Raw genomic sequence first — 24,521 nt, 5'->3', positions numbered from 1 at the left:
GTATGGGTGTTTCAGTCCGCCGAGTCGGACAGCCTACGCTCCGTAGCGACTGCTTACAGCTCGCTCGAAATGGTCGGCGGCGAAACGTCCGCTGGTTGTGCGAGCACCGCCATGACCTCCGCGTATTCCGGCGGCGCGCCGCCGGGTGCGGCTCGCATACCCGCCTCCACCGCGATCAGTTCCAGCCGCAGTGCCGCAGCCGTGAATCCGGAAATCGACTGTCCCGCAGCCGCCGCGGCCTGCCGCACCGCCGCTGCCAGCTCCTCACTCACCGTGACGGTGAGCTCTTCGGTCGCCATCCGGCCACCCTAGTCCTTCGATCCGTCTCACGAAATGGGCACGAGGGTGATTGTTGGCACGGTTTATGTAAGAGACCAGGCGTGAACCCGATCAGCCGGCTGACACTTTCGAGCGACCTGCAAAGCAGTCGCTACGGAAGAGCCGGGCGAGTCGAGGGGCGTGGGTCGTCGTACCACTCGCTGACAACCGCGCCGTCGACCACATCGTCACCGTCGATGATCACGCCGCGATACGGCATCGCCGCGGCCAGACGGTTGAAGCGGCGCGCGGCGACCGCGGCGACCAGCGGACGGACCAGGAAGCGGGTCGGCGGCAGCAGTAGGAGCAGCCCGAAGAACGAGGTGACCAGGCCCGGGATGAACATCAGGAACCCGCCCGCGGCGACGAGCGCGCCGTCCGCGACCGCGATGCCCGGGTTGATCTCCCCGCGTCCGGCGCGCCGGAATTGTTCGAAGACGCGACGACCTTGGGAGCCGATGAGCAGCATGCCCGCGGCGGACCCGGCGATGAGCAACAGGATGGTCGGCATCACACCGATGAGCTGGCCGACGCCGATCAGCGCGGCGATCTCGACGATGACGTAGAGCACGAACAGTACGGCGGGCATGGCGATCCTTTCGGACGATCTACCCGGTTCAACGTCGCACGATCCGATTTTTCTCCCGATCCAGCCTGATAGCTGGCTGAGATCTCACCCGCCGGGTCGCACCAACCCGGTCTCGTAGGCCAGCACGACCGCTTGAACCCGGTCGCGCAGACCGAGTTTCGTCAGCACCCGCCCGACATGCGTCTTGACGGTGGCCTCGGACAGATACAACTGCTCGGCGATCTCGGCATTGGACCGCCCCGCCGCGATCTGCTCGAGCACCTCACGCTCACGCGCGGTCAGCACCTCGAGTACCGCCGGATCCCGCATACCACCCGGGTCGTCGGCGATGAGCCGGTCCAGCAGTCGCTTGGTCACCTTCGGCGACACCACCGCATCACCGCCCGCCACACTCCGGATCGCCGAGACCAGATCCTCAGGCGGCGTGTCCTTCAACAGGAACCCGCTCGCACCCGCTCGCAGCGCGCCCAACGCATGTTCGTCGAGGTCGAAGGTCGTCATCACCAGCACCTTGCAGCCGTCACCGGTCTCGACGATGCGTTGCGTGGCGGATACCCCGTCGACGACCGGCATCCGCACATCCATCAGCACCACATCCGGCCGCAACTCCTTGGCCCGGGATATCGCGGCGGCCCCGTTCTCGGCCTCTCCGATCACCTCGATGTCCGGGTGCGCACCGAGCACCATCTTCAAACCCATGCGCATGAGTTCCTGATCATCGACAACGAGAACGGTAATCGGCACGTCCCCAATCTATCGGCCCCGTCCAGCGTGTTTTTCCCACCGTGCGCGCGGCCTCGAAAGAAGCCTGCGGCTAACCGCTTTCGTTGCCGCGCACCAGTGGGATGGTCGCGTATACCCGCCAGGCGCCATCGGAGGTGCGGCCCGCTTCCAGCGTGCCACTGAGTACGGCGATGCGTTCGCGCATGCCGACCAGTCCCATACCGCCGCCGACGATCGGGCTCGCGGCCTGCTCCTGCACCGGAACTCCGCCGGTATCGGTGACTTCGATGACCACATCGGCTGCCCGGCGCTGCACCCGCACCCACGCCTTCGGGTGCGAACCCGCGTGCCGGAGCGTGTTGGTCAGCGATTCCGTCACGATGCGGTGCATGCCGAGACTCACCTCGGGGGCGATATCGTCGAGTCCCCCGGTCATTTCGAGTTCCACCGCGAGCCCGGTATCGCGCATCATCTCGACCACCTTCGCCAGACCCGCGGTTCCGTGCTGCGGCAACTGATCCGGGGCGTGCTCGATGCGCAGCAGCGCCACGGTTCGGCGCAATTCCCGTAAGGCCTCGCGACCGGTGCTCGCGATCGTGGTCAATGCCCGCTCGGCCGCGTCCGGATCGCGCCGCAGCGCGTACTTCGCGCCGTCGGCCTGCACGATGATCACGCTCACCGCGTGGGCGACGACGTCGTGTAGTTCACGGGCGATGCGGGTGCGTTCGGCGGAGACGGCATCGTGCGCACGGCGCTCCCGGTCGTAGTCGGCGACCGCGAGCCGCGCCGCCACCTCTTGGTCGTAGGCGTGGCGCGCGCCGATGAACTCGGCCAGCGTCCAGCACAGCGCATAGAACATCGCGGTGAAGATCAGATCCGAACCGGCTGGCTTGTGCAGCAACAGAAATGAGCTGGTGCAGTCGGCGCTAAGGCCGAGCGCGTACCAAATTCCTTCCAGGCGACCGACATACGCGACCAGCGTGTACAGCATGATGCCGAGCCCGAACAGCGCGATATGGTCGGCCTTGTCCTCGGACGCGTAGCTCACCAGCGTCGAGGCGATCGAGAGTCCGAGCATCGCGGCCGCCATCGCCCGTGGATACAGCCGCCGAAATGCGACCGGTACCGGCAACAGCACACCGATTCCCAGGTATGCCAGCTTGCTGTCGGAATTGCTGACCCCGAGAATCTCGAGCAGCATCAGGACGGCGGCCAGCATCGAATCCGAGATGAGGGGCTTGCCGCGAAGCCACAGACTGAACCGGCGCACGAATATCAGCCTAGGTGGGGGCGGGCCCGATCCAACCATCTGGTTGGCTGGCTGGGTGGATTTTGCAGACTGGGCGGCCTTACTAACAGCCGCAACCGCCGCGGGCTGGGTGGATGCGGTGGTCGGCGGCGGCGGATTGATCATCCTGCCGACACTGTTCCTCGTCGCGCCGGGCATCGTGCCACAGACCGCACTCGGCACCAATAAGCTCGCCGCGGTCGCGGGCACCAGCGCGTCGGTCATGACGTTCGCGCGCAAAGTTCCCATGCAGTGGCGCACGCTGCTGCCCGCGGCGGCGATCGCGGCGGTCACCGCGGCGACCGGTGCGGCGGCGGTTTCCCTCATCGATCGCGACCTGTTCATCCCGATCGTGATGGTCGTGCTGGTCGGCGTCGCCATCTTCGTCACGCTGCGCCCATCGATCGGCATCACCCTGGCCACGCACCCACCGACTCGGCGCAAGTTCGTGCTCGTGATCGCCCTGGCCGCCGGATTGATCGGCTTCTATGACGGACTACTCGGCCCCGGCACGGGCACCTTCCTGATCATTACCTTCGCCACCCTGCTCGGTACCGAATTCGTGCGCGCCGCCGCGATGGCGAAGGTGATCAACTGCGGATCCAATTTCGGTGCGCTGATCTACTTCGGTGTCACCGGCCACATCATGTTCGCGCTGGGCGCGGCCATGGCGGTCGGCAATGTGGCAGGCGCGATCATCGGCTCGCACATGGCATTACGCAAGGGCGCGGAGTTCGTGCGCGTCGTACTGCTGGTCGTCGTCATCGGCATGGTGATCCGTTTGGGCTGGCAGCAATTCGGCTGAGGCGATCAGTGCACGGGTCCGGCATGCATCTTGGCATTCGAGGCGAGCCAGGGCTGCAGCACCCGTGAGGTCGTTTCGTGGATCTGGCGGTGCAACCGCTCGCCGTCCACTCCGGCCACCGGACTCTGGAACAGCACCGTCAACGCACCGGAAACCGCGCCGACCACGGCACCGACCAATGCGGCTGCGCCGACATCGTCCAATTCGGCGGGAAACGCCATATGCAACTGTCGCGCGATCTCGCGTTGCGCGACCAACTGCGCATGCGCGGCCCGCCCGCTCACCGCGGGCACGGTGCGCGAAACCTTTGCGCGCAGTGCGGCAATGCGCGCACTCAGATCATCGACGAGGTGTTCGCCCGGATTGTCGCCCGCCGCTCGCAAGGCCCGCAGCAGCACTTCCACGGGCCGCTCGCCGGGCCGACGACTCGCGATGGCAGCCACCGCGGCGCGCACCCGCTCGTCCTGCTCCGGGAAGAGCAACTCTTCCTTGCTGGCAAAGTAGTTGAAGAAGGTCCGGGTGCCGACTTCGGCCGCGGCGGCGATATCGGCCACTGTGGTCTCCTCATAGCCTCTGTTCTCGAAAAGCTCGACGGCTGCCTCGAGGAGGGCACGGCGGGTACGTTCTCGCTTGCGATCGCGGAGGGCGGATGGCGGCACGCGGGCACAGTACGGCATAACCCGACTTGGGTACGGTAACCACGACTTTCGCGCGCGCCATGCCGCCAAACCGTGATCAAATTCGGGTCGCGTGCGACTGCTCCCGGTGAGCCGCGTCGATCACCGAATCCAGCAAACCCGGGAAACGGGCGTCGAGATCGTCCCGGCGCAACGACTGCAAGGTTTCCCGGCCGGACGGACGCTGCCAAATGATCCCCGCATCGCGCAGCACTCGATAGTGGTGCGTCAGATTGGATTTGGGCACACCGTCCACGATCGAACCGCAGGTGTGCTCCGCCCCATTCGCGAGCACGCGAACGATCTGCAGGCGCAATGGATTTCCCAGCGCGGCGAACACGTTCGCCAACTCGATCCGGTCCCGCTCGGGATGTGCCGTCATCACACCGACCAGAATAGCTCGATTGTTGACATACAGTCGTACTGTTCATATGTTCTTGAACTATCCAACTGTATGAGAGGTCGTGCCATGGCGAGCAATTCCCGATTCGACGACAAGATCGCACTGATCACCGGCGGAACCAGCGGTATGGGTTTGGCCGTCGCGCGCAGGTTGCTCGACGAGGGTGGGCGGGTTGTCATCACCGGGCGTGACAAGTCCCGTCTGGACGCCGCGATCGAAGAGCTGAACGGCGGCGATCGTGTCCTCGGCATCCCCGGTGACGCAGCGAATCTCGCCGACCTGGACGCGTTGACGGCCGCGATCCGGGACCGCTATGGACGTCTCGACGTGGTTTTCGCCAATGCGGGCGTCGGCGCGTTCCAGGCGGTCGGCGATGTCACCGAGGCCGAGTTCTACCGGGTGGTCGATATCAACTTCAAGGCCGCGTTCTTCACCATCCAGCAGACCCTCCCGCTGTTGGCCGATGGCGGCGTGATCGTGATCAACGCATCATTCGCACTGCATCGCGGTGGGCCCGGCGCAGCACTCTATTCGGCGACCAAGGCGGCGGTACACAACCTGGCACGCACGCTGGCGGCCGAACTGGCACCTAGGCGAATCCGGGTCAACTCGGTGAGCCCGGGTTACACCGGGACGCCCGCGTTCTATGCCGAAGCATCGCCGGAAGTGCAGGCCGCCGCCGTCGGCACCGTGGCCGCGGGACGCATCGGCACCTCGGAGGATGTCGCCGCCGCGGTCGCCTTTCTCGCCTCCGACGAGGCGTCCTACATCAACGGCCAAGACCTGCTCATCGACGGCGGTCTCGTCGCCGCCACCCCTGCGGCCATGGTCTAGAACTGCGCCGCTGGGCATTTCGTGCGGCATTGCAGTCGATGCATGTCTACCAGGTCTGCGTGAGCGCAGCGGAAGCGGCGCTCGCCGGCCCGACCGACTACGTTGGGTCGGGTGAGCATCGCGACTTCCAAAGATGTGGACGCCGAGTTCCTTGCGTTACCACTGCACGCGCTCGCCGACGCCGCACTGTCGGCGGCACGGGCGGCGGGCGCGCAGCATGCCGATCTGCGGGTGCATCGGTTGGTCACCCAGTCGATCCGGCTGCGTGACGGCCGGGTCGAGGCGATCAGCAACGCCACCGATCTCGGCTTCGCCGTGCGCGTGATCGTCGACGGCACCTGGGGTTTCGCCTCGCATGCCGCACTCACTCCCGAGACCGCGGCCGAGGTGGCGCGGCGGGCGGTCACGGTGGCGACAACCCTGCGCGCGCTCAATCGTGAGCGCGTCGAACTCGCCGACGAGCCGCGATACGACAATGTGCATTGGGTTTCGGCCTACGACCTGGACCCGTTCACGGTGCCGACCGCCGACAAGGTCGCTGTGCTACAGGACTATTCGGGCCGGCTGTCCGCCGCCGACGGCGTCGATCACGTCACCGCCTCAGTGCTGCAGGTCAAGGAGCAGACCTTCTACGCCGACACCGCGGGCTCCGCGATCACTCAGCAGCGCGTGCGCCTGCACCCGCAGCTGGAGGCGATCACCGTGGACGCGGCGGCCGGTGTCTTCGAGACCATGCGCACCCTCGCCGCACCGGCCGGCCGCGGCTGGGAGTACGTCACCGGCGCGGACGGAATTTGGGACTGGAGCGAGGAACTCACGCAGATCCCGGGATGGCTGGCCGAGAAGGTGAAGGCGCCCAGCGTCGACACGGGACCCACCGACCTGGTGATCGACCCGACCAACCTGTGGCTGACCATCCACGAATCCATCGGTCACGCCACCGAATACGACCGCGCCATCGGCTACGAATCCGCCTATGCGGGTACCTCGTTCGCAACCCCGGACAAGCTCGGCACGCTGAAGTACGGAACGCCGATCATGCACGTCACCGGTGACCGCACCGAGGTGCACGGGCTGGCTTCGGTCGGCTACGACGACGAGGGCGTCGCCGGACAGCGCTGGGATCTGGTGCGCGACGGCGTTCTGGTCGGCTATCAACTCGACCGGGTCTTCGCCCCGCGCCTGGGGCTGGAACGCTCCAACGGCTGCTCCTACGCGGACTCACCGCATCATGTGCCGATCCAGCGCATGGCCAATGTCTCGCTGCAACCGGATCGCGAAAACGACACCAGTACCGCCGAACTCATCGCCCGGGTCGAGAACGGCATCTACATCGTCGGCGACAAGTCGTGGTCGATCGATATGCAGCGCTACAACTTCCAGTTCACCGGCCAGCGGTTCTTCCGCATTCGCGACGGCCAGCTCGACGGCCAGCTGCGCGATGTCGCCTACCAGGCCACCACCACCGACTTCTGGGGTGCCATGGAGGCGGTCGGCGGACCGTCCACCTGGCGCCTCGGCGGCGCGTTCAACTGCGGTAAGGCGCAACCCGGCCAGGTCGCCGCGGTCAGCCACGGCTGCCCGTCGATCCTGGTGCGCGGCATCAACATTCTCAACACCCGGACGGAGGCAGGTCAGTGATCGAGGTGATGATGCCCGCGGGTGCGGTCGTCGAGCAGGCGCTGGCGCTCTCGCATGCGGACGAGGCGGTGGTCATCGTCACCGATGCGCACGAGGCGTCGCTGCGCTGGGCGGGCAACTCGATGACTACCAATGGCTCCTCGTTTTCCCGGGACTGGGCGGTCATTTCGATCTTCCGCGACGGCCCGAACTCCGCGCGCGTCGGCAGCCTCAGCTCCACCAGCGTCGATCCGGCCGAGATCGAGGCGGTGGTCCGCGCCAGCGAGGCGGCGGCCCGCACCGCCGAACCGGCGAAGGATGCGATGCCGCTGCTGACTCCGGATTCGGATGGTCTGCCGGACGCCGGAAGCGACTGGGCGTCGGCACCGGGCAGCACGGGGATCGAGGTCTTCACCGACCTCGCACGCGACTTGGCGGGCGGATTCGACGGCACGGATCGGCTCTACGGTTTCGCCTACCACCAGATGCATACGACTTGGCTGGGCACCTCCACCGGTATTCGCCGCCGCTTCGTGCAGCCCACCGGTTCGGTGGAGATCAATGGAAAGCGCGGCGAAGGTGCGGATCTCGCGAGTGCGTGGGTCGGTGTCGGCACCGCGGACTTCACCGACGTCGACGTACCCGGACTGCTCACCGAATTGTCGCGGCGGCTGGATTGGTCCAAGCGCCGGGTCGAGCTGCCCGCAGGGCGCTACGAAACCCTGCTGCCGCCCTCCGCGGTCGCGGACCTGATGATCTACCTGGCCTGGTCCATGGAGGGCCGGGGCGCGCACGAAGGGCACAGTGCCTTCGCAAAGGCGGGCGGCACCCGAATCGGTGAGCGGCTCAGCGATATTCCACTGACGCTCTACTCCGATCCGAGCGCGAGCGGACTCGAATATCGTCCGTTCGTGGCGACTTCGTCGTCCTCGGAATCGCTGTCGGTCTTCGACAACGGTCTTCCGGCCCGACGCGTGGACTGGCTGCGCGATGGGGTCATCGAATCGCTGGTCTACCCGCGTGCCACCGCCACCGAATTCGACGCTCCCACCACGGTTCCCGGTGACAACCTGCTGCTGACCGGCGGATCGGGCGCGAGTATCGACGCGATGATCGCGAACACCGAGCGCGGCCTACTGCTGACCACGCTCTGGTACATCCGCGAGGTCGATCCCGCGACCTTGCTGCTCACCGGTCTCACCCGTGACGGCGTCTATCTGGTCGAAAACGGCGAAGTCACCGCGGCGGTCAATAACTTCCGCTTCAACGAAAGCCCCATCGACCTGCTGCGCCGCACCACCGAAGCCGGTGCCACCGAGACCACGCTGCCCCGCGAATGGAAGGACTGGTTTACCCGAACCGCCATGCCGCCCTTGCGAATTCCGGACTTCCACATGTCCTCGGTGAGTCAAGCGACCTGACAGGTGGCGGGGCTCCCGTCGCGGGAGCCCCGCAGACTACCCGGCCGGGGTAATCTCGAGGCCGATGGTGCCGGACTTGCCGCGGCGAATACTGCTCGCGGTCACCAGAATCGGGCCGAGGAGCCAGTACTTCTTCTTGATCAGCTTGCGCACCCGTTCGGTGTCGGCGGCATCGAGCACCCGGCCGGTGCCTTCGATGACGTCACCGCGCGGCTTACCCGACGGATTGCACGGCTGCAGGGTGACGGCGGGATTGTTGCGCAGCCGCTTGACCTTCCAGCTGTCGGTTTCGGTCCACACATACAGCTTGCCGTCGTCCTCGGCGGCCCAGACGGCGGTGCCGACCGGTGTGCCGTCCTTGCGGAAGGTCGTCAGCAGCACGTAGTCGGCCTTGCCGACCGCACCCAGCGTGTTCGTCATGCGGGCAGCCTATCCGCCATCGGACCGGCGGGCGCGCCCTGCCATCAGTCCGCCATCCGGTATTCACCCGCCTCCAGGCGCTCGAGAACGCCGCCGGTCCAGTTCGACAGGTTGTCGAACACGCCGCTCCACAGCTCGAGTAGATCGGTCGCATGCGGCGGTTCGTACCGGCCGGGGAAGGTCGGGATCATGGCGATCAGATCGTCACGAACCGCTGCGGCATTGCGGCGTTGTTCGCGCAACTTCTCGATGACGTGCGCGCGCGGCAACGCATCCATGAACGCGATACCCGCGCCGAGTTCTTCCATATCGACACTCACCAGCGCCTCGTCCATGAGCTTGCGGAACTCGGCCTCCCCCGCCTCGGTCAGTTCGAACAGGGTCCGCCCCGGCCCCTGGGTACTCCCCTGTGTGCCGAACGCGCTCAATTTCCCTTCTTGCGTCAACTGTTTCAGCGCGTGATAGATCGACCCCGGCTTCACATTCGTCCAGGTTTCGGCACGCCAGGACAGCAGTTCGCGACGCACGGCGTAGCCGTAGGTGGGCTGACGGAACCGCATCACGCCGAGGACGAGCAAGCGCACAGCCGACATCCGGACTTCCCTTCTCTCGAAACAGCCATACTACTCAAATTTGACTTCCGACATTTCACCGCCCTAGCCTCTGGTAGTCAAAATTGATTACCAGGAGCGAGGCGGGGCGATGACAAGCGATACGGCGGTTCCGGTGTTGTGGAGCGGCGATCTGAAGGACACCCTCGACTTCTACCGAGCGCTGGGCTACACGGTGACCCACGAGCAGACCAGGCCATACGCCTACGGCGCGATCGAGGCCAATGGCTGTGCTGTCCATTTCGCCGCCGCGCCGCCGGGCACCGAACTCCCCACCGAACAGGTCGGCTGCCTGATCATGCTCGACGACGTCGCCGAGCGACACGGCGCATTCACCGCGGCGCTGCGCAAGCGCTACGGGAAGGTCCCCGCGAAGGGTTGCCCACGCATCACCCGATTCCGGCCCGGCCAAAGCCGATTCAGCGTGGTCGACCCCGTGGGCAATACCATCATCTACATCCAGCGCGACGAGCCCGAGGACGTCGATTACGGCGGCTCCCGCGAACTCGACGGCCTGGCACGGGTTTTGGACAATGCCCGCATCCTGCGCGATTTCAAGAATGACGATGCGACCGCGATCCGGGTGCTCGAGGTCGGTCTCCGTCGCTACGGCGCGGAAGCATCGGCCGTCGATAAGGCTCGGGCACTTGCGGCACTGACCGAATTGGCCGTCGCGACCGGCGATTCCGAGCGAGCCGAGAAGGTGCGCGCCGAACTCAGGGGCATCCCACTTTCGAAAGCCGAACGCGCGGGCGTCGCGGCCGAGTTGCGCGCCGGCACCGATCTCGCGGATTGGCTCTCCGAAACGGATTGAGACAGGCTATGCGGCGGCGGTCAACACCTGCGGCCCATCCGCGGTGATCGCGACCGTATGTTCGGAGTGCGCGGTCCGCGAACCATCCGCCGAGCGGATCGTCCAACCATCCGGATCCGTATAGATCCGGTCGGTAGTGCGTGCGAACCACGGCTCGATCGCAATGGTCAAGCCTGGTCGCAGCGGATATCCGCGACCAGCGCGTCCCGCATTCGGCACATGCGGATCCTCGTGCATCGTCCGCCCGAGTCCGTGCCCGCCAAATTCGGCATTCACCGGGTAGCCGTTCGCCCGCGCGACCTCAGCGATGGCGGCGGAGATATCGCCGATCCGGTTGCCGGGCAACGCAACCGCGATCGCAGCCGCCAGCGCGTCCTCGGTGGCCCTGATCAGCCGTAGATCCTCCGCATCGGCGGCACCGACGATCACGCTGGTGGCCGAATCGGCGACCCACCCGTCGATGCCCAACGCTAGATCCATGCTCAAGACATCACCGTCGCGCAGCGCATAATCGAACGGAAGTCCGTGCAGGACAGCATCGTTCACCGAGAGGCAGACCGTATTGCGGAACGGACCACGCCCGAACGACGGCGCATAGTCCCAGTAGCATGACACCGCGCCGCGCTCCCGAATCCGTTGCCGCACACGCTCTTCCAGCTCCAGAAGATTCACCCCGACCCGGGCCAGCGTCCGCAGTTCCGCCAGGATCTCGGCGACGAAGCGCCCCGCCACCCGCATGCGTTCGATCTCTCCCGGCGACTTCAACTCCACCATGCTCAAACCTCCATCTCGGTATTTTAATACCGAGCATAGCGACTACCGGTATAAAAATACCAATCACCCGGCGTGACCAGGCGATGTGTTATGTTCGCGAACACGAAAGAGCACTGGTTTGTTTGGTTGTTCGCCGCTCAGAGCGGCATGCGTTCCGCCCGATCGCCCCGATAGCGAACGTAGAGGAGCAAGCGATGAGCCCCGGCCGCAAGGCACTCGTCGTCGCCGTCGCGCTGGCCGTGACCCTGGCCACCTCCGCCTGCGGCGGCGATTCGGCGAAGAACGAGAACCTGTCGGGCACCGCCGCAGGCCCCGCCCGCAATCCCTACCTCGCTGCCGCGACCTATGGGCTCACCCATATCGATCCCGGCCAGTCCGATACCTTCCCCTACCAAACGCCGCAGGGCGAGTTCCATATCGACCCGAAGCAGCAGCAACGCATCACCTCGGGACCGGTCAACATCATGACGCTCGCCGCCACCGATCCCGACCACATGTGGGTCTCCTCCACCCAGGGCGTGGTCTATGTCCAGGTCGGCAATGGCATGTTCCACGAGATCGCGCGCGCGGACGCACCGGGCGTGACACCGGTACCGTCGCAAGCGTTGGACCAGGTGCTCGACCAGAACCTCACCGACCCGGGTCAGGTGGAGGCCGCGGTGCACAACGACTGGGGCGTCGATTGGACGCGCATCGCCAATGGCGTCTACAGCCTGGTGGACAAGGACAATCGGGTCTACTACGTCACGCAGAACGCGCAGATCGTCGTGTTCGGCTTGACGAATGCGAACAATCCCGAAGCGGGCGTACGGGTTCTGCGCACCCTCGACTTCAAACCCTGGCTCGGCAGCGGCCCTGGCCTGGGCGGTCAACCCGAGTCGATCGTCGGTCTGAATATGACCTATGACGGCAAGTTGGCCGTGCTCAGCACCCGCGGGCTGTCGATCATCGACCGCAGCCTGCAGGGCGAACCGCGGCAGGTCCATTTCGGCGCCGACGAGATGGTCTCCAATGCGATGGCCGTGGATGACAAGGGCGGGATCTACGCCGCCTCAGACAAGATCATGCGCAAGGTCGTCTGGACCGGATCCAAACTCTCGACCGCCGCCGACGACGGCGCATGGGCATCACCCTACGATTTCGGACGGCAGCCGCCCGCAGTGAAGTTCGGCATCGGCACCGGCTCGACACCCACGCTGATGGGATACGGCAAGGACGACCGGCTCGTGGTGCTCACCGACGGCGCCGACAGGATGAAACTGGTCGCATTCTGGCGCGACGCCATTCCCGACGGGTTTCAACCAAAGCCGGGCACCAAATCCAATCGGATCGCCGACCAGATCCAGGTGACGGTCGGCCTGACTCCGCAGCCCGAATTCATCCAGAGCGAGCAGTCGGTCGCAGTGGACGGCTACGGTGCATTCGTGGTCAACAATGCCCGGCCGCAGGGCGCACCGGACCGGCTCGTCGATGTGCTCGCGGGCGGTCCGGTTTTCGCGCCGCCGTCGGGTATCGAGCGGTTCCAATGGGATCCGGCCAACCACAGCTGGTCATCGGTATGGTCGCGCGCCGATGTCGTCTCGACAAGCATGGTGCCCACCGAGAGCACCAAATCCGGCGTGGTTTTCGTCAACGGCTACACCAAGACCAACGGATGGGAGGTGACCGGCCTGGACTGGAAATCCGGAAAGACGGTGCACCGCACCATCTTCGGGCAAAGCAATCTCGGCAACGGCGCCTACGCGCTGGTCCAGTTCTTTCCGAATGGGGATCTGCTGTTCAACAGTGTCGGCGGACCGTTCCGGGTGAAGTACAACGGTTGAGCTTGCGGTATTTAAATACCGTCCATAGTCTGGACGCATGGTCCGACTTCCGCTGACTCCCGCACAAGTCGAGGCCGGTCGCCGTCTCGGAGCCCGGCTGCGGGCCGCACGCGCCGACCGCGACCCGGCTCGGATCGCCCAGGCCGCCGGAATTTCACCGGAGACGCTGCGCAAGATCGAGACAGGACGGCTGCCGACGCCCGCATTCGGCACGATCGTATCGCTGGCGGCGGCCCTGGAGATTCCGCTGCAGGACCTCGCCGATACCTGGCGCTCGGCGGGGCTCGCGGAATCGGCCTGACCTACGCCGGTGTAATCGCGATCCCGATGGATCCGTCCGCGCCCTTGAACAGCTTGTGCAGACGGATCAGCACGGTGCCGATGATCCCGTATTTGCGCGAGACGAGATCGCGCACCCGCTGTGTTCCCGCGGCATCCAATAACTCGGCCTTGCCCGCGACCTTCTCCTCGCTCTTCGGGCGGCCACGACCGTCGCATATCTGCAGGGTCACCGCCGGATTGCGGCGAATCCGCTTGACCTTCCAGGTCTTCGAATTGGTCCACACCACGATCCGCTCGCCGTCCGGAGCCACCCATACGGGGGCGCCGACCGGCGTGCCGTCCTTCTTGTAGGTGGTCAGCCGGGCGAAACTGCTCGTGCTCACTTCGTTCCAAGTCATACCTGAAACGGTAGGCCGGGGCGACGGCCGCGACATCCGTATGCGGACAGACTCGCGCGTACGCCTGATGACGTAATGGGGCGAGCCGACGCCCGCCCCATTACACCTGATCAGCCGCGATAGGCACGGAAGAACGTACGGATGTCATCCACGAGGAGTTGCGGCTGCTCCAGCGCAGCGAAATGACCGCCCTCGGCGTATTCGCTGAAGTGCTCGATATACCCGTCCGGATTCATCACCCGACGCATCAGTGGATCGGTATTGAATACCACCCACCCCTGCGGCACACCCGACGATGCCACCCAGTCCATACCGGAATGCGCTGTCTCCCAGAGGAATTGCGCGGCCGAAGCGCCACTGCGGGTGAACCAGTAGACGCTGACATTGGTCAGCAGCAGGTCGCGGTCCACCGCCTCGCCGATTGCGCGGGACGGATCGGTCCAGACCTGGAACTTCTCCGCGATCCACGCCAGTTGCGCGATCGGCGAATCGGTCAGCGCGGCGGCAATGGCATTGGGCTGGGTAGTCTGCAGGACCAGGTACCCCTTCTGCTGACTCCACCGAGCCCGCGCGGCCTCGATGGCGGCGAGTTCGTCCTCGGTCAAACCGTCGGGCATCGGCAGCTGCTCGCCCACCAGACCGAGTGAGCCCCGGTCACTGTTCACATGCGTCGCGATGACCCGCTCCGGATGCGTGGCGGCGAGACGCCCGGTTACACCCGCACCGATATCACCGCCCTGAGCGACGAACTTCTCGTAGCCGAGCCGAGCCATGAGTTCGGCGAAAGCCTCGGTGGTGCGCGCCAATTCCCATCCGGTCGATGCGAGCGGCGTGGAGAACCCGAAACCCGGCAGCGACGGTATTACGACATGGAACGCGTCCGCCGGATCCCCACCATGCGCACGCGGATCGGTCAACGGCCCGATCAGCTCGAGGAACTCGACGACCGAACTCGGGTACCCGTGCGTGATCAGCAGCGGCACCGCGTCCGGCTCGGGCGAACGCACATGGAAGAAATGTATGGTCTGCCCATCGATCTCGGTCGCGAACTGGTCATAGGCATTGAGCTTCGCCTCCTGCGCCCGCCAATCGAACCCGTCCCGCCAATACTCGGCCAGCTCCCGCAGGTAATCGGGCGCAATGCCACGCCCCCAATCGGATTCCGTGCCGGGCACCGAATGGGGCAACCGCGCGCTCGCGAGCCGCGCGCGTAACTCGTCGAGCTCGGCCTGCGGAATGTCGATCCGGAAGGGGCGGATAGGCTCTGTCTTCGTCATGAGAACCACTCTCGACCCCATTGCGGAAGACCTGCTTCCGCATTACGGAGTTTCTTCCAGATTTGTTGAGATTCGTTTCTGCCGCCCTACCAGCATTAATAGTAGGTCGCTATCCCATGTCCGGTTCGTTCATACCAATCAGCATTCGGTCAGATTCTGCTGAAAATATGGAGTAAATATGGACCTCCAGCAGACGAGAAACAGTCTTCGCACCCCCATTGGCTGTTGACGGCAAGTGACCACGCACCCCTCACGCGCCATCTCGCGTTCCTCAGCAAGTTCTAGACTCGCCGCGGGCGCATAGCGCCTTGACCTAGGTGATTGACTCACATATCTAGATGCGCATATATAAATACCTATCTAGCTAATCGCGACGCATCCGCGCCGGCAAGCCACCTCGTGGGTCATGCGCTCGAGAATGCCTGTGGGAGGGGTATGTTCGCGGGGTGGGAGGCAGGCTTGCGCTTGTGGTGGGGTCGGAGTGTGCGGCGTTGCGTCGGTTGGGGTTTGCGGACCGGTTGGCGAGCGAGCTTTCTGACCGGTTGAGTGCGTTGGGCGGTTGGGAATCAGCCGGGACTTCGGGTGGCGCGCTGCTGAATCCGACAACCAGGGAACTGGTTTCGTCGGTCAAAGCCGCGTTCACAGCGGCGTCGGAGCAGCAGGCGGCGTTGCTGATCAGTTTCATCGGTCATGGTGTGGTGACCGGCGACGGGAACTTCTTTCTGCTGGCACGTGATTCGCCAGCCCTACCGGAGTCCGATACCGCACTGCACCTAGTGCAGGTCCTCAGCGAGCAGATGGACCGCCACCCGGTGGATGGGCTGATCGTCATGATCGACGCCTGCGAAACCCAGGAAGGCCTCACCGGTGCTTCGCAACGGCTGACCGACCGAACCGCATTGGCAGCCAAGCGAATCGAGCTGCTGGTCGCCACCGGTCACGACAGCGCCTATGACGGCTGCTTCACCCGCACCACGCTGTCTGTGTTCGAACACGGACTACCCGCCCGTGGAGAGAACCTGCTGCCGGTGGACCTGTTGGATCCGTTGAACTCGGGTTGCCCGCGTCAGGTGCCCGGGCACTGGGGTGTGGCCCATGGTGGAGATCCGGGTTTGTGGCTGGTTCCCAACCTGGCTCGACGCGACGACGCCGTGCGTGGGCGGTCGACGGCGGGGTTGGTGGATCAACTCACCGATGGCGTTGTCCTCACCGACTCGTTACGGCAGCGAATCTTCGAAGTAGTCGGTGACACCAGTAGTCGCCTGCGCATGGTGATCGGCCCGGCAGGCTGCGGCAAATCAACGCTGATATCACTGTTGATCCGTCCGGGATTGCTTGGGAAGGCCTGGTTCAGTCCCGATTATGTGGCCGCGGCCGCGTTCGTCTCGGCCGCTACGTCGCTGGAGTCACTGGCTGTCGAGTTGTCGGAGCAGCTGCACCGCCGCGTCGACGGGTTCGCCGACGCGGCCTCGATCGCCGCGACACGTGGCATGGATGATTCAGAGGTCGATGTTTTCGAGTCGATGGTTCTGGAACCGTTGGCGCGGATAGCGACTCGGTGGCAGCCGATCAATATCGTTGTCGACGGTCTCGATCAGGCCGAATCCGGTACCCGCGACCTGATCCTGGCCGCGCTCGCGAATCTGGTCGAGAGCGATGATTTCGAGCATGTGAAGCTGGTCGTGGGAATCCGGGAGGGCACCGGCATCGAGGACCAGCCGCTGTTCGCCCGGATGCACCGCGTGCAGATCCCACCCCCAACACCGGAAGAGATCGCGAAGGTTGTGGACTCAGCCCACATGGCCGCGACTCGAGACCTCCCCGACACCGCCGCCATCGACTGGCAGCGGTGGATCACCCGCCTGCAGGGGCAGACGACTGTGGGCGGATGGCTGCTGGCACGGTTGCTGACCGAACTCGACAGCCACGACGCACTCCAAATCCGTGGCAGCATCACCGTGGCCGGGCTGGTCGACAAACGCATCCACCAAACCCTCCATACCACCGATCCCACAACATCCCGACCGATTCCCGCCCTACTAGCGGTACTCGCCGCGGCGGGATCCGGCCCGGTGTTACCGGTCGAACTCCTTCACGCCGCACTTGCCGCACTCGGCCACACGGTGACCGCTGGAGCTCTGCGCGACAGCGTCGTCGCTGTAGGGATGTTGGTCAGCCGAGGCAACCCCGGAACCTCACAGGAACTACTCGGACTCGCGCACGAAGAATTCCTCCACCCGACCGGCACCGAAGCAGACCGACTCGGCACACCACCGATCGATGCACACCGAGCGATCACCACAGCATTCGAAACCGTCACCGGTGACCGCAGCGCCGATTACGCCCGCCGGTCCGGCGTACGCCACTACCTAGCCTGCGGCGAACCCGACACCGCCATCAAACTGCTCGCCACCTTGGTGACACCGCGCGCAGCAGACAACCGCGACGTGTGGGCATCCTGGCTCCCCCTGATCAACCAAACGCTGGGACCCGACCACCGCGACACCCTCACCACCCGCAGCAATCTCGCCTACTGGCTCGGCGAGAGTGGTGACATCGCCGGAGCGACCGCCGAATTCGAGCCGCTCCTCACCGACCAGTTGCGGATCCTCGGACCCGACCACCCCGACACCCTCACCACCCGCAGCAACCTCGCCCACTTGCGCGGCAAAAGTGGTGACATCGCCGGAGCGATCACCGAATTCGAGCAGCTCCTCACCGATGTGTTGCGGGTCCTCGGACCCGACCACCCCGACACCCTCACCACCCGCAGCAACCTCGCCGAATGGCGACGTCGGATGCGGGAAGGTTCCTGATCGACCTCTGCAGGCTGCAAACAACGGCACCCAACGTTGTGATACCTGCGGCGCAGTATCCGCACTGAGTCGGCTTCAATGCCCGTTCGTCGCGCCGAGGACGGCGAGTCGAACCCTGTTGGTGGCACCGGTTTTCGTCATCAGATTGCCGATGTGGGTTTTGACGGTGGTGACGCCGAGGTGCAGACGGTCGGCGATCTCCGCGTTCGACAGGCCCGCCGCGACCAGCGCAAGCACTTCGGCTTCACGTTGGGTAAGTCCTTGCGGCACAACGCGCTCGGTCGTTGCGCTCTTCTGTGCGGACACCGCTGAATCCACCAATCGCCGCAGCACGCTCTGTGTGAAGGGTGACTCTCCTGCGGCGGCACGGCGGATGCCGTCGAGCAGATCGGTGGGCGAAGCGTCCTTGACGAGGAACCCACATGCGCCCGCGGCGAGCGCCGGGTACAGGTGGTCGTCATCGTCGAAGGTGGTCAGTACGACGACGCGGATCGACGGCCTGGTCGCGAGAATCCGTTCGGTGGCACGGATTCCGTCCATGCCCGGCATGCGCAGATCCATCAGCACGACATCGGGAGTTGTCCGTTCGGCAAGCCGCACGGCCTCGCCGCCGTTGGCTGCCTGCCCTACCACTTCGAGTTCGGCATCGGTTTCGCAGAGCATGCGCAGGCCCGCACGGACCAGTTGCTGGTCGTCGACGATCAGCACGCGAATGGTCATGGCCGCACGCCTTCTCGGATTATCACGAGGCCACTCGAATCGCGGGCGGCAGGGACGCGTCGAGCCGCCATCCGGAATCGCCTGGTCCGGCGACGAACTCACCGCCGAGCAGCTCGACCCGTTCACGCAATCCGATCAGCCCGAGGCCATGTCCGGATCCGGTTGCGGACCGTATTCCGTTATCGCACAACATAAAATCGACGGTCCGATCCTTACGTGCCGTGATGGTCAGCCACGCCGCCGCGCCCGAACCCGCGTGCTGCACGACATTCGCGACGCCCTCCTGGGCCAATCGCAGCAATGTCAACGCCCGCAACGCGTCTATGTCGGTGACAGCATCCTCGATCTTCACCTCCACGGAGCAACCCAGCTGCCGCGCTCGTTCCGCCACGGCAGTGACCGCGGCGGGCATATCCGTCGGTGCGATGAAGGATTCGCCCGCCATCGCCGGATCCCGCAGCACCGATACGAGCAACCGCAGATCGGCGAGGGTTTCGGTGCCGCTGGCATGAATGTCGTCGAGTACTTCGCGCACCACTGGCGGCGCATCCGGCACCGCGTGCCGGGCCACCCCGACGCGCAGCACCGTCGATGAGACGTGATGGGCGATCAGATCGTGCAACTCCCTGGCGATGGCGGTCCGCTCCAACGCCCGCGCGGTCGCGATATCGGCCTCACGCCGTTGCGAGATCTCCCCCGCCTCCCGCCTGGCTCGATCCGCACCCGCACGCGCCGCACGCAGCAGGCTCCCGATCAGCATCGGCGCGCCCGCCATCACAAGCGCCCGGTAGCCGGTCGCGGCGGCCTCCCCCGCCGGGTGCAGCAGGTACGCCCCGCCCAATGCGCCCGCCGCCACCCACGGCTGCCATCCACGACAGCGCGCCGCGAGTTCGATAAGCGCAATGGCCGCACCCACTTTGGGCACCAGCGGTCCGGTACCGCCGATCTCGAAGCCGAGCACCAGCAGCCCGGTCACCAGCAGCGATATAGCGAACGGCCATCTAACGCCGCCCGCCGTCGCGACTACCGCAAGCAGGCCGATCACCCAATCCACGGGCTCCGGCGCATCCGAGAGCAAAAGCAGGCAGCCGACTGCCGCCGCCAACAGCACACCGATCCGAACCGGCAAGGCGCGCACATCGAGCAGCCAATCCATGCCCCTGGTCACACCTGCCGATTCCGCCACGCAAACCATGATGCCCCGCAACCACTCGCCGTGACTCCTCCTCCTGGAGGAGAGCATCCTCCCTCAGGCCAGGTCTACCGCTGCGATACGAACTGCATCCTGGCTTCGATTCTCGGTTGGCAACCGGTAGGTGACCTCGGAGCCCAGGATGGCACCCACGCTGAGCACCGGAACGATCACCGAATCCAGGTCGGCGGCGAAGGTCGCACAGGCCACCCGAACAGCGGTACCGCGGAATCCTGGCGATCATTTGTCCACGCATGGTTCAAGGTGCCCGCGTGCGAGCCAACTCCCCGACCGGCTCCATCCCGTGGTGGATGGCAATCCTCCCGGCGGCCGCATTGTGGGCCTCCAGGCGGATTCGGCTAAATCCGGTAACAGCGACGGTAGAGCCATGAAGCACGATGAGATCGAACCTGGGCCCGACAAACCGGCCCCCAGCCGACGCCGAATCCTTGGGATCGCGGCCGCCTCCGGGCTGGCGATCGGCGCGACCGCCGGATTGGCCGGAGGCATTGCACTGGGGGCGGATTCGAATCCGCCGCGGTTTCAGCCCATCGGATTGCGGCGGTTCGAGAACAAGGTGGTGTTGATCACCGGGGCGACTTCCGGGATCGGGGCGGCTGCGGCGCGATTATTCGCGGCCGAGGGTGGACGAGTCGCGTTCTGCGGCCGGCGAGTTGATCGCGGGCAAGCTGTGGAACAGGAGATTCGGGCGGCCGGTGGCGAGGCGACCTACTTTCGAGCCGATGTGCTGATCGAGGATGAGGTGCGCGGGTTCGTCGATGCCGCGGTGCGGACCTACGGTGGATTGAATGTCGCGTTCAACAATGCCGGGATCACCATTCAGAAGAAGTTGCACGAGTACTCCGCCGAAGAGTTCGACCGGGTCGTGCACACCAATCTGCGTGGCACCTTCCTGGCCATCAAATACGAAGTGCCGCACCTCATTCAGGCTGGTGGCGGGACGATCGTGGTCACCTCGTCGAGCAATGCCATCGCCACTGACGCGGGCCGTGGTGCGTATACCGCGAGCAAGCGCGGCCTGGCCGGACTCGTGCAGTCGGTGGCGCTCGACTATGCCGCCGACGGCATCCGCGTGAACACCCTCATCCCCGGCACCACCGATACCGAGCTGATCCGCCGCGCCGCCGGCATGGAAGCCATTCCCGACGACGCATGGCAGGTCTTCATGAAGCAGTGGGCCAAATCCAATATCCCCGGTCTCGAACGACTCGCCACCCCGCAGGAGATCGCCTCGTTCGCACTGACTCTCGCGTCCGACGAGCACCCGTACCTCACCGGTGCGCAACTGGTGATCGATGGGGGTAAGACGGCCCATGCGTGACACAGGGGTACGGACCTTAGCTCGCGGCGAGCGCTAGGCGCTGGTGGCGGCGCACAAAGATACTCGGAATCCATTGGGCGGCAGTGGGATCGGCGGCGAGCCGGAAGCAGTCGGTGCGGTCCAGGAGGGTTTGCAGCGCGATTTACCCCATATTTTCAGCCGAATCCGATGCGGCACGGCATGATCCGATAGAAGATAGCCACGGGCTATTCATGCTGGTAGCAGTATGTAACTGAAGATGATCGCAGACAGCCGAATCCTGTTGGGGCAGAAGCAGAAGTTCTACCATTGAGTGGGACCGCTCCGATCGTCGCGTCATCGGCACCGGACCTCACGTCGGGCAGGACCGGGCCCTGAGTTCCAAGCGGCCAGGTGCTTGGCTGGCGACCAGTCGAATCCTGCGGGCACCGCCGAATGAGCAGGCGCCGATGGCCAATTGCGACTTCACATCCCCAGAGCCTTAGTAGATCTGACACCCGCTGCCCCTGTCACCGGAGTCGCCGATCCGACACAGTTGCCGCGCGCGCAGGTACCTGTTATGCCGACGATCGATGGCTACAACTGTCCAGCCGATTCGAGCGGATTCGGCTGCATTCGATTTCACTGGTTCGGCAGCACGAATGCTCCAAGACGGTGAGAACCTGGGATGCGTTGACGTTCAATCGATTTCGGTCGTATTCGGATGAAAATAGAGAGTAAATAGTCAACACCTGAGCGATGACTGTGGAGCGACCACTCGCTCGCAGCCTCAATCCACCGTTGCCTCGGTCCAGCTCTGCGCAGCAATCACTGTGCTATCCAATCGGTCCCAGGGTGCGAAGTGCAACGACATTGAAGTATTTTCGAAACCCTTTCCGTCATACTCCCAATCGATGACCATCGGGCAGGATCGCCAGCGCTGGCGCAAATGACTGCGGGAGGGCTCGAAACTCGGTCCAACGCTTGCGATCTCGGATCCGGCGGTAGGGCGGACCGGCGGCCAGATCAAAGGCGCCGAATAGGCTAGCGTGGCTAGCATGGGATCAGTCCTGTTCGCCGACCCAACGTCGGCGCCGACAAGTGCTCGGCGCGTTCACACGCTAGTAGTGGGCCGCAAGATGCACCCCCCAACGAGATTGAATCGACACGCCCACATACCGCCCGCTCGCTACTTTGACGTTGCCTCGACTACGAAAGGACTCCGACGTGGAACCCGGCTCTCCTGTCGACCTGCGGCAGAATCAGCCCCACACCGCCCGAATGTATGACTACTACCTCGGCGGCAAGGACCATTACAGCGCGGACGAGGAAGCGGCTGAACAGGTCGTGGCCATCTGGCCAGGAGTGCGGGCGGCCGCGCAGCAGAACAGGGCCTTCATACACCGCGTGACACGATTCCTCGTAAACGCGGGCATTCGTCAATTCCTCGATATCGGAACCGGTATCCCGACCGAGCCAAATCTGCATCAGGTAGCCCAACAGGTCGCGCCTGACGCGCGAGTCGTCTACATCGACAACGATCCGATAGTGCTCGTCCACGCCAGGGCATTGATGGTCAGCTCACATGAGGGGCGTACCAACTACGTCTCCGCCGACGTCACGACACCCGAAAAGATTCTCAACTCCCCGGGATTGCTCGAGACACTGGACCTGACCCAACCGGTCGCGCTCAGTCTCAACGCCCTTATGCATTTCGTCCCCGACGAGCAGGATCCCTACGGAATCGTCGATGCTCTGATGGACAGGCTCGTTCCTGGCTCGTATCTAGTGATGACACACGTCACGCCAGACTTCGATCCGACGGCGATAGCTACCGTGGTCGATATCTACCGCCGCAGCGGCCTGCCATGCCAAGTTCGAAGCCGACACGAATTCATGCGGTTCTTCGAGGGACTAGAGCTGGTCGATCCGGGTATAGAGGTGCCGCACCGCTGGCACCCCGACGGTGTCGCACCCCCGACGAAAATGGACGCGCAAGTGTCCGCCTACGCGGGCGTTGCACGCAAGTAATACAACCCCCGCACCCAGGACACCGACCCGGGACGAGGCCCGGCAAGCGCTCAGTAATCTCGTATCCGGGGCACCCAGGCCCGAGGAAGCCTCGCCTCGGCCATCCCCTGGATCATCGATGATCGCCGAGACCATCAAGGCAATCCACGCGACCTCACGCCGGTGTGCTGCGACTCATCACGAAGATCGGGATGAACACCTCGATATCGAGGCCCGTCCGGATCTGCTGGGGATATCAACAGGCGACAGGCGCAGGCTCTCCGCGAACGCGGCCGTCGAGCCACCGCAGTACCTCAGGGGCACCCGCTACCGCCGCGGACAAATGCTCGGGCACCGACACCAGCTGCGTCTGCAGTCGCACCCCGGCATTGCACCAGCGGCGATTGGTTATATTGATGGCATCGACCGGAATCAGCGGGTCGCTCGGCGAATGCCATTCGAACATGGGAATTTCCGGCACCCCGGGGTAGATCTCCAGACTGTTGTCCTCTATCACCGACCGGGCTTCGGGCCTGTCGAAGACCGAAGTGTTGGTGACGAACTCACGCGCACTACCGTTTACTCCGATGGCGAGGATCTCATTGGTGCAGCGATTGGCCATGGCGTCACGGAGCGCCATACCACGCGGGTTCAGATACAAGCTGATCGGCATTTCGTCCGGATACTCCCGCTCCAGACCGATTGCCGTCGCCATGGCCAGGCCGAAGGCCGGGTGCGGCTCGAGGCCCACCGCCTGCGCCATCGTCACCAAATTCACCGGAACACCACCGATGGCCGCGCCCGCGAGCTGCAGCTCAGCCGCGTACGACGGCTGCAGCACTGCCGCCCATGAAGTGGCCAGGCCGCCACCGGAGTAGCCCGCCATCGCGACAGGGCTGTGCTGCAGAGCGAGTCCGGGCAGACGTTTCGCCGCCCGGATGCCGTCCAACACGATGTGGCCACCCAAATGCGCCGCTCCGAGAGCGAACTGCGGTCCGAGATGATCCGGCATCGCGATACTCCACCCCTCCTGCAGCATGACGTTCAACATCGACGCCGTCGTCGACAGATTCACATCACCGCTGTACAGCATGTGCGATACCGCGCAGCGGGTGCCCAGCGAGTTGATGAAATGCTGATACGACAGCAACGGCCCGTCGGGCTGATGGCCGAGGGGGGTAAGGATCGTGGTTGTCGCCGCGATCGGCCCACCGTGCGAGTCGGTCGACCGGAATTTGACCAATGTGACGGTGGCGCCCGGGAAGAGGGGCACCGGCGGCATTGCCCGCACATCGAGGACGTCACCGGGTTGGTGCGCGCCCAGATCCGCCGGGGCGGCGTAGAACGGGTCGGGATCGGGCTGCGGATACAGCGGTTCCGCAGTGGCCGTCGTCGCCAGCATCAGC

Annotated in this window: 25 protein-coding genes; 10 read left to right on the top strand and 15 right to left on the bottom strand. The window is 64.9% G+C overall.

Annotation, left to right across the window (positions count from 1 at the left end):
* Positions 1 to 53 precede the first annotated feature (53 nt).
* The 4 genes from OIE68_RS07670 to OIE68_RS07655 all read right to left on the bottom strand — a co-directional run bounded on the left by OIE68_RS07670 (position 54) and on the right by OIE68_RS07655 (position 2,900).
* Entirely contained in the window at positions 54 to 299 is a 246-nt protein-coding gene (locus tag OIE68_RS07670) for a hypothetical protein (RefSeq protein WP_327098684.1), read from the bottom strand.
* 131 nt (positions 300 to 430) lie between these two features.
* Entirely contained in the window at positions 431 to 907 is a 477-nt protein-coding gene (locus OIE68_RS07665) for an FxsA family protein (RefSeq protein ID WP_327098683.1), read from the bottom strand.
* A gap of 84 nt (positions 908 to 991) precedes the next feature.
* Positions 992 to 1,651 (bottom strand): response regulator transcription factor, encoded by a 660-nt coding sequence (locus OIE68_RS07660; RefSeq protein ID WP_327098682.1) that lies wholly within the window; start codon positions 1,649 to 1,651, stop codon positions 992 to 994.
* A 70-nt stretch (positions 1,652 to 1,721) separates the two neighbouring features.
* The gene (locus tag OIE68_RS07655) at positions 1,722 to 2,900 is read right to left on the bottom strand and encodes a sensor histidine kinase (protein WP_327098681.1); all 1,179 of its coding nucleotides are present in this window, start codon (positions 2,898 to 2,900) and stop codon (positions 1,722 to 1,724) included.
* 55 nt (positions 2,901 to 2,955) lie between these two features.
* Here OIE68_RS07655 and OIE68_RS07650 point away from each other — a divergent pair, with 55 nt between their 5' ends.
* On the top strand, positions 2,956 to 3,723 hold the full coding sequence (locus OIE68_RS07650) for a TSUP family transporter (protein WP_327098680.1): 768 nt from the start codon (positions 2,956 to 2,958) through the stop codon (positions 3,721 to 3,723).
* 5 nt (positions 3,724 to 3,728) lie between these two features.
* Here the strand turns inward: OIE68_RS07650 and OIE68_RS07645 are convergent, their stop codons facing one another.
* Positions 3,729 to 4,382 carry a helix-turn-helix domain-containing protein gene (locus OIE68_RS07645; RefSeq protein WP_327098679.1) on the bottom strand — a complete coding sequence of 218 codons (654 nt, stop codon included), beginning with the start codon at positions 4,380 to 4,382 and terminating at the stop codon, positions 3,729 to 3,731.
* A gap of 76 nt (positions 4,383 to 4,458) precedes the next feature.
* Positions 4,459 to 4,782 carry an ArsR/SmtB family transcription factor gene (locus tag OIE68_RS07640; RefSeq protein ID WP_327098678.1) on the bottom strand — a complete coding sequence of 108 codons (324 nt, stop codon included), beginning with the start codon at positions 4,780 to 4,782 and terminating at the stop codon, positions 4,459 to 4,461.
* Between the two features lie 87 nt (positions 4,783 to 4,869).
* Here OIE68_RS07640 and OIE68_RS07635 point away from each other — a divergent pair, with 87 nt between their 5' ends.
* The 3 genes from OIE68_RS07635 (at position 4,870) to OIE68_RS07625 (ending at position 8,678) form a co-directional block, all read left to right on the top strand.
* Positions 4,870 to 5,637, top strand: coding sequence for a glucose 1-dehydrogenase (locus tag OIE68_RS07635; RefSeq protein WP_327098677.1), 768 nt, complete (start codon positions 4,870 to 4,872; stop codon positions 5,635 to 5,637).
* 111 nt (positions 5,638 to 5,748) lie between these two features.
* Positions 5,749 to 7,278, top strand: coding sequence for a TldD/PmbA family protein (locus OIE68_RS07630; protein WP_327098676.1), 1,530 nt, complete (start codon positions 5,749 to 5,751; stop codon positions 7,276 to 7,278).
* 8 nt (positions 7,279 to 7,286) lie between these two features.
* Complete coding sequence (locus OIE68_RS07625) at positions 7,287 to 8,678, top strand: metallopeptidase TldD-related protein (protein WP_327101604.1); 1,392 nt, start codon at positions 7,287 to 7,289, stop codon at positions 8,676 to 8,678.
* Between the two features lie 36 nt (positions 8,679 to 8,714).
* On the opposite strand, the gene OIE68_RS07620 is transcribed toward OIE68_RS07625, so the two are convergent.
* Positions 8,715 to 9,098: a PPOX class F420-dependent oxidoreductase gene (locus tag OIE68_RS07620; RefSeq protein WP_327098675.1), complete on the bottom strand. Its 384-nt coding sequence runs from the start codon at positions 9,096 to 9,098 to the stop codon at positions 8,715 to 8,717.
* A 44-nt stretch (positions 9,099 to 9,142) separates the two neighbouring features.
* Positions 9,143 to 9,691: a PadR family transcriptional regulator gene (locus OIE68_RS07615; protein WP_327098674.1), complete on the bottom strand. Its 549-nt coding sequence runs from the start codon at positions 9,689 to 9,691 to the stop codon at positions 9,143 to 9,145.
* A gap of 109 nt (positions 9,692 to 9,800) precedes the next feature.
* On the opposite strand from OIE68_RS07615, the gene OIE68_RS07610 reads away from it, so the two are divergent.
* Positions 9,801 to 10,523, top strand: a complete 723-nt coding sequence (locus OIE68_RS07610; RefSeq protein WP_327098673.1) for a glyoxalase — start codon at positions 9,801 to 9,803, stop codon at positions 10,521 to 10,523.
* A gap of 6 nt (positions 10,524 to 10,529) precedes the next feature.
* On the opposite strand, the gene map is transcribed toward OIE68_RS07610, so the two are convergent.
* Positions 10,530 to 11,297, bottom strand: a complete 768-nt coding sequence (gene map / locus OIE68_RS07605; protein WP_327098672.1) for a type I methionyl aminopeptidase — start codon at positions 11,295 to 11,297, stop codon at positions 10,530 to 10,532.
* Positions 11,298 to 11,491: 194 nt separating this feature from the next.
* Between map and OIE68_RS07600 the strand changes: the two genes are divergently transcribed.
* Positions 11,492 to 13,120 carry a hypothetical protein gene (locus OIE68_RS07600; protein ID WP_327098671.1) on the top strand — a complete coding sequence of 543 codons (1,629 nt, stop codon included), beginning with the start codon at positions 11,492 to 11,494 and terminating at the stop codon, positions 13,118 to 13,120.
* A gap of 37 nt (positions 13,121 to 13,157) precedes the next feature.
* A complete protein-coding gene (locus tag OIE68_RS07595; RefSeq protein WP_327098670.1) occupies positions 13,158 to 13,421 on the top strand; it encodes a helix-turn-helix transcriptional regulator in 264 nt (87 codons plus the stop codon).
* A 1-nt stretch (position 13,422) separates the two neighbouring features.
* Here the strand turns inward: OIE68_RS07595 and OIE68_RS07590 are convergent, their stop codons facing one another.
* Both OIE68_RS07590 and OIE68_RS07585 read right to left on the bottom strand, forming a co-directional pair.
* Positions 13,423 to 13,800 (bottom strand): PPOX class F420-dependent oxidoreductase, encoded by a 378-nt coding sequence (locus OIE68_RS07590; protein WP_327098669.1) that lies wholly within the window; start codon positions 13,798 to 13,800, stop codon positions 13,423 to 13,425.
* A 110-nt stretch (positions 13,801 to 13,910) separates the two neighbouring features.
* On the bottom strand, positions 13,911 to 15,077 hold the full coding sequence (locus OIE68_RS07585; RefSeq protein ID WP_327098668.1) for an epoxide hydrolase family protein: 1,167 nt from the start codon (positions 15,075 to 15,077) through the stop codon (positions 13,911 to 13,913).
* Positions 15,078 to 15,619: 542 nt separating this feature from the next.
* Here OIE68_RS07585 and OIE68_RS07580 point away from each other — a divergent pair.
* Positions 15,620 to 17,893, top strand: a complete 2,274-nt coding sequence (locus OIE68_RS07580) for a tetratricopeptide repeat protein (RefSeq protein WP_327098667.1) — start codon at positions 15,620 to 15,622, stop codon at positions 17,891 to 17,893.
* A 75-nt stretch (positions 17,894 to 17,968) separates the two neighbouring features.
* On the opposite strand, the gene OIE68_RS07575 is transcribed toward OIE68_RS07580, so the two are convergent.
* From OIE68_RS07575 to OIE68_RS07565, 3 genes are all read right to left on the bottom strand, one after another.
* Positions 17,969 to 18,613 (bottom strand): response regulator transcription factor, encoded by a 645-nt coding sequence (locus OIE68_RS07575; RefSeq protein ID WP_327098666.1) that lies wholly within the window; start codon positions 18,611 to 18,613, stop codon positions 17,969 to 17,971.
* Positions 18,614 to 18,635: 22 nt separating this feature from the next.
* The gene (locus tag OIE68_RS07570; protein ID WP_327098665.1) at positions 18,636 to 19,799 is read right to left on the bottom strand and encodes a sensor histidine kinase; all 1,164 of its coding nucleotides are present in this window, start codon (positions 19,797 to 19,799) and stop codon (positions 18,636 to 18,638) included.
* A 63-nt stretch (positions 19,800 to 19,862) separates the two neighbouring features.
* Complete coding sequence (locus tag OIE68_RS07565) at positions 19,863 to 20,015, bottom strand: hypothetical protein (protein WP_327098664.1); 153 nt, start codon at positions 20,013 to 20,015, stop codon at positions 19,863 to 19,865.
* A gap of 178 nt (positions 20,016 to 20,193) precedes the next feature.
* Here OIE68_RS07565 and OIE68_RS07560 point away from each other — a divergent pair, with 178 nt between their 5' ends.
* Together OIE68_RS07560 and OIE68_RS07555 are read left to right on the top strand one after the other, a co-directional pair.
* Complete coding sequence (locus tag OIE68_RS07560; RefSeq protein ID WP_327098663.1) at positions 20,194 to 21,147, top strand: SDR family NAD(P)-dependent oxidoreductase; 954 nt, start codon at positions 20,194 to 20,196, stop codon at positions 21,145 to 21,147.
* 1,185 nt (positions 21,148 to 22,332) lie between these two features.
* Positions 22,333 to 23,136: an SAM-dependent methyltransferase gene (locus tag OIE68_RS07555; protein ID WP_327098662.1), complete on the top strand. Its 804-nt coding sequence runs from the start codon at positions 22,333 to 22,335 to the stop codon at positions 23,134 to 23,136.
* A gap of 235 nt (positions 23,137 to 23,371) precedes the next feature.
* Here the strand turns inward: OIE68_RS07555 and OIE68_RS07550 are convergent, their stop codons facing one another.
* Positions 23,372 to 24,517 (bottom strand): lipase family protein, encoded by a 1,146-nt coding sequence (locus tag OIE68_RS07550; protein WP_327098661.1) that lies wholly within the window; start codon positions 24,515 to 24,517, stop codon positions 23,372 to 23,374.
* Between the last annotated feature and the right edge of the window lie 4 nt (positions 24,518 to 24,521).

It is taken from the genome of Nocardia vinacea (assembly GCF_035920345.1).
Classification (GTDB): domain Bacteria; phylum Actinomycetota; class Actinomycetes; order Mycobacteriales; family Mycobacteriaceae; genus Nocardia; species Nocardia vinacea_A.
The sequence above is the reverse complement of the archived record's forward strand: the minus strand, read 5'-3'. Positions and strand labels throughout refer to the sequence as shown.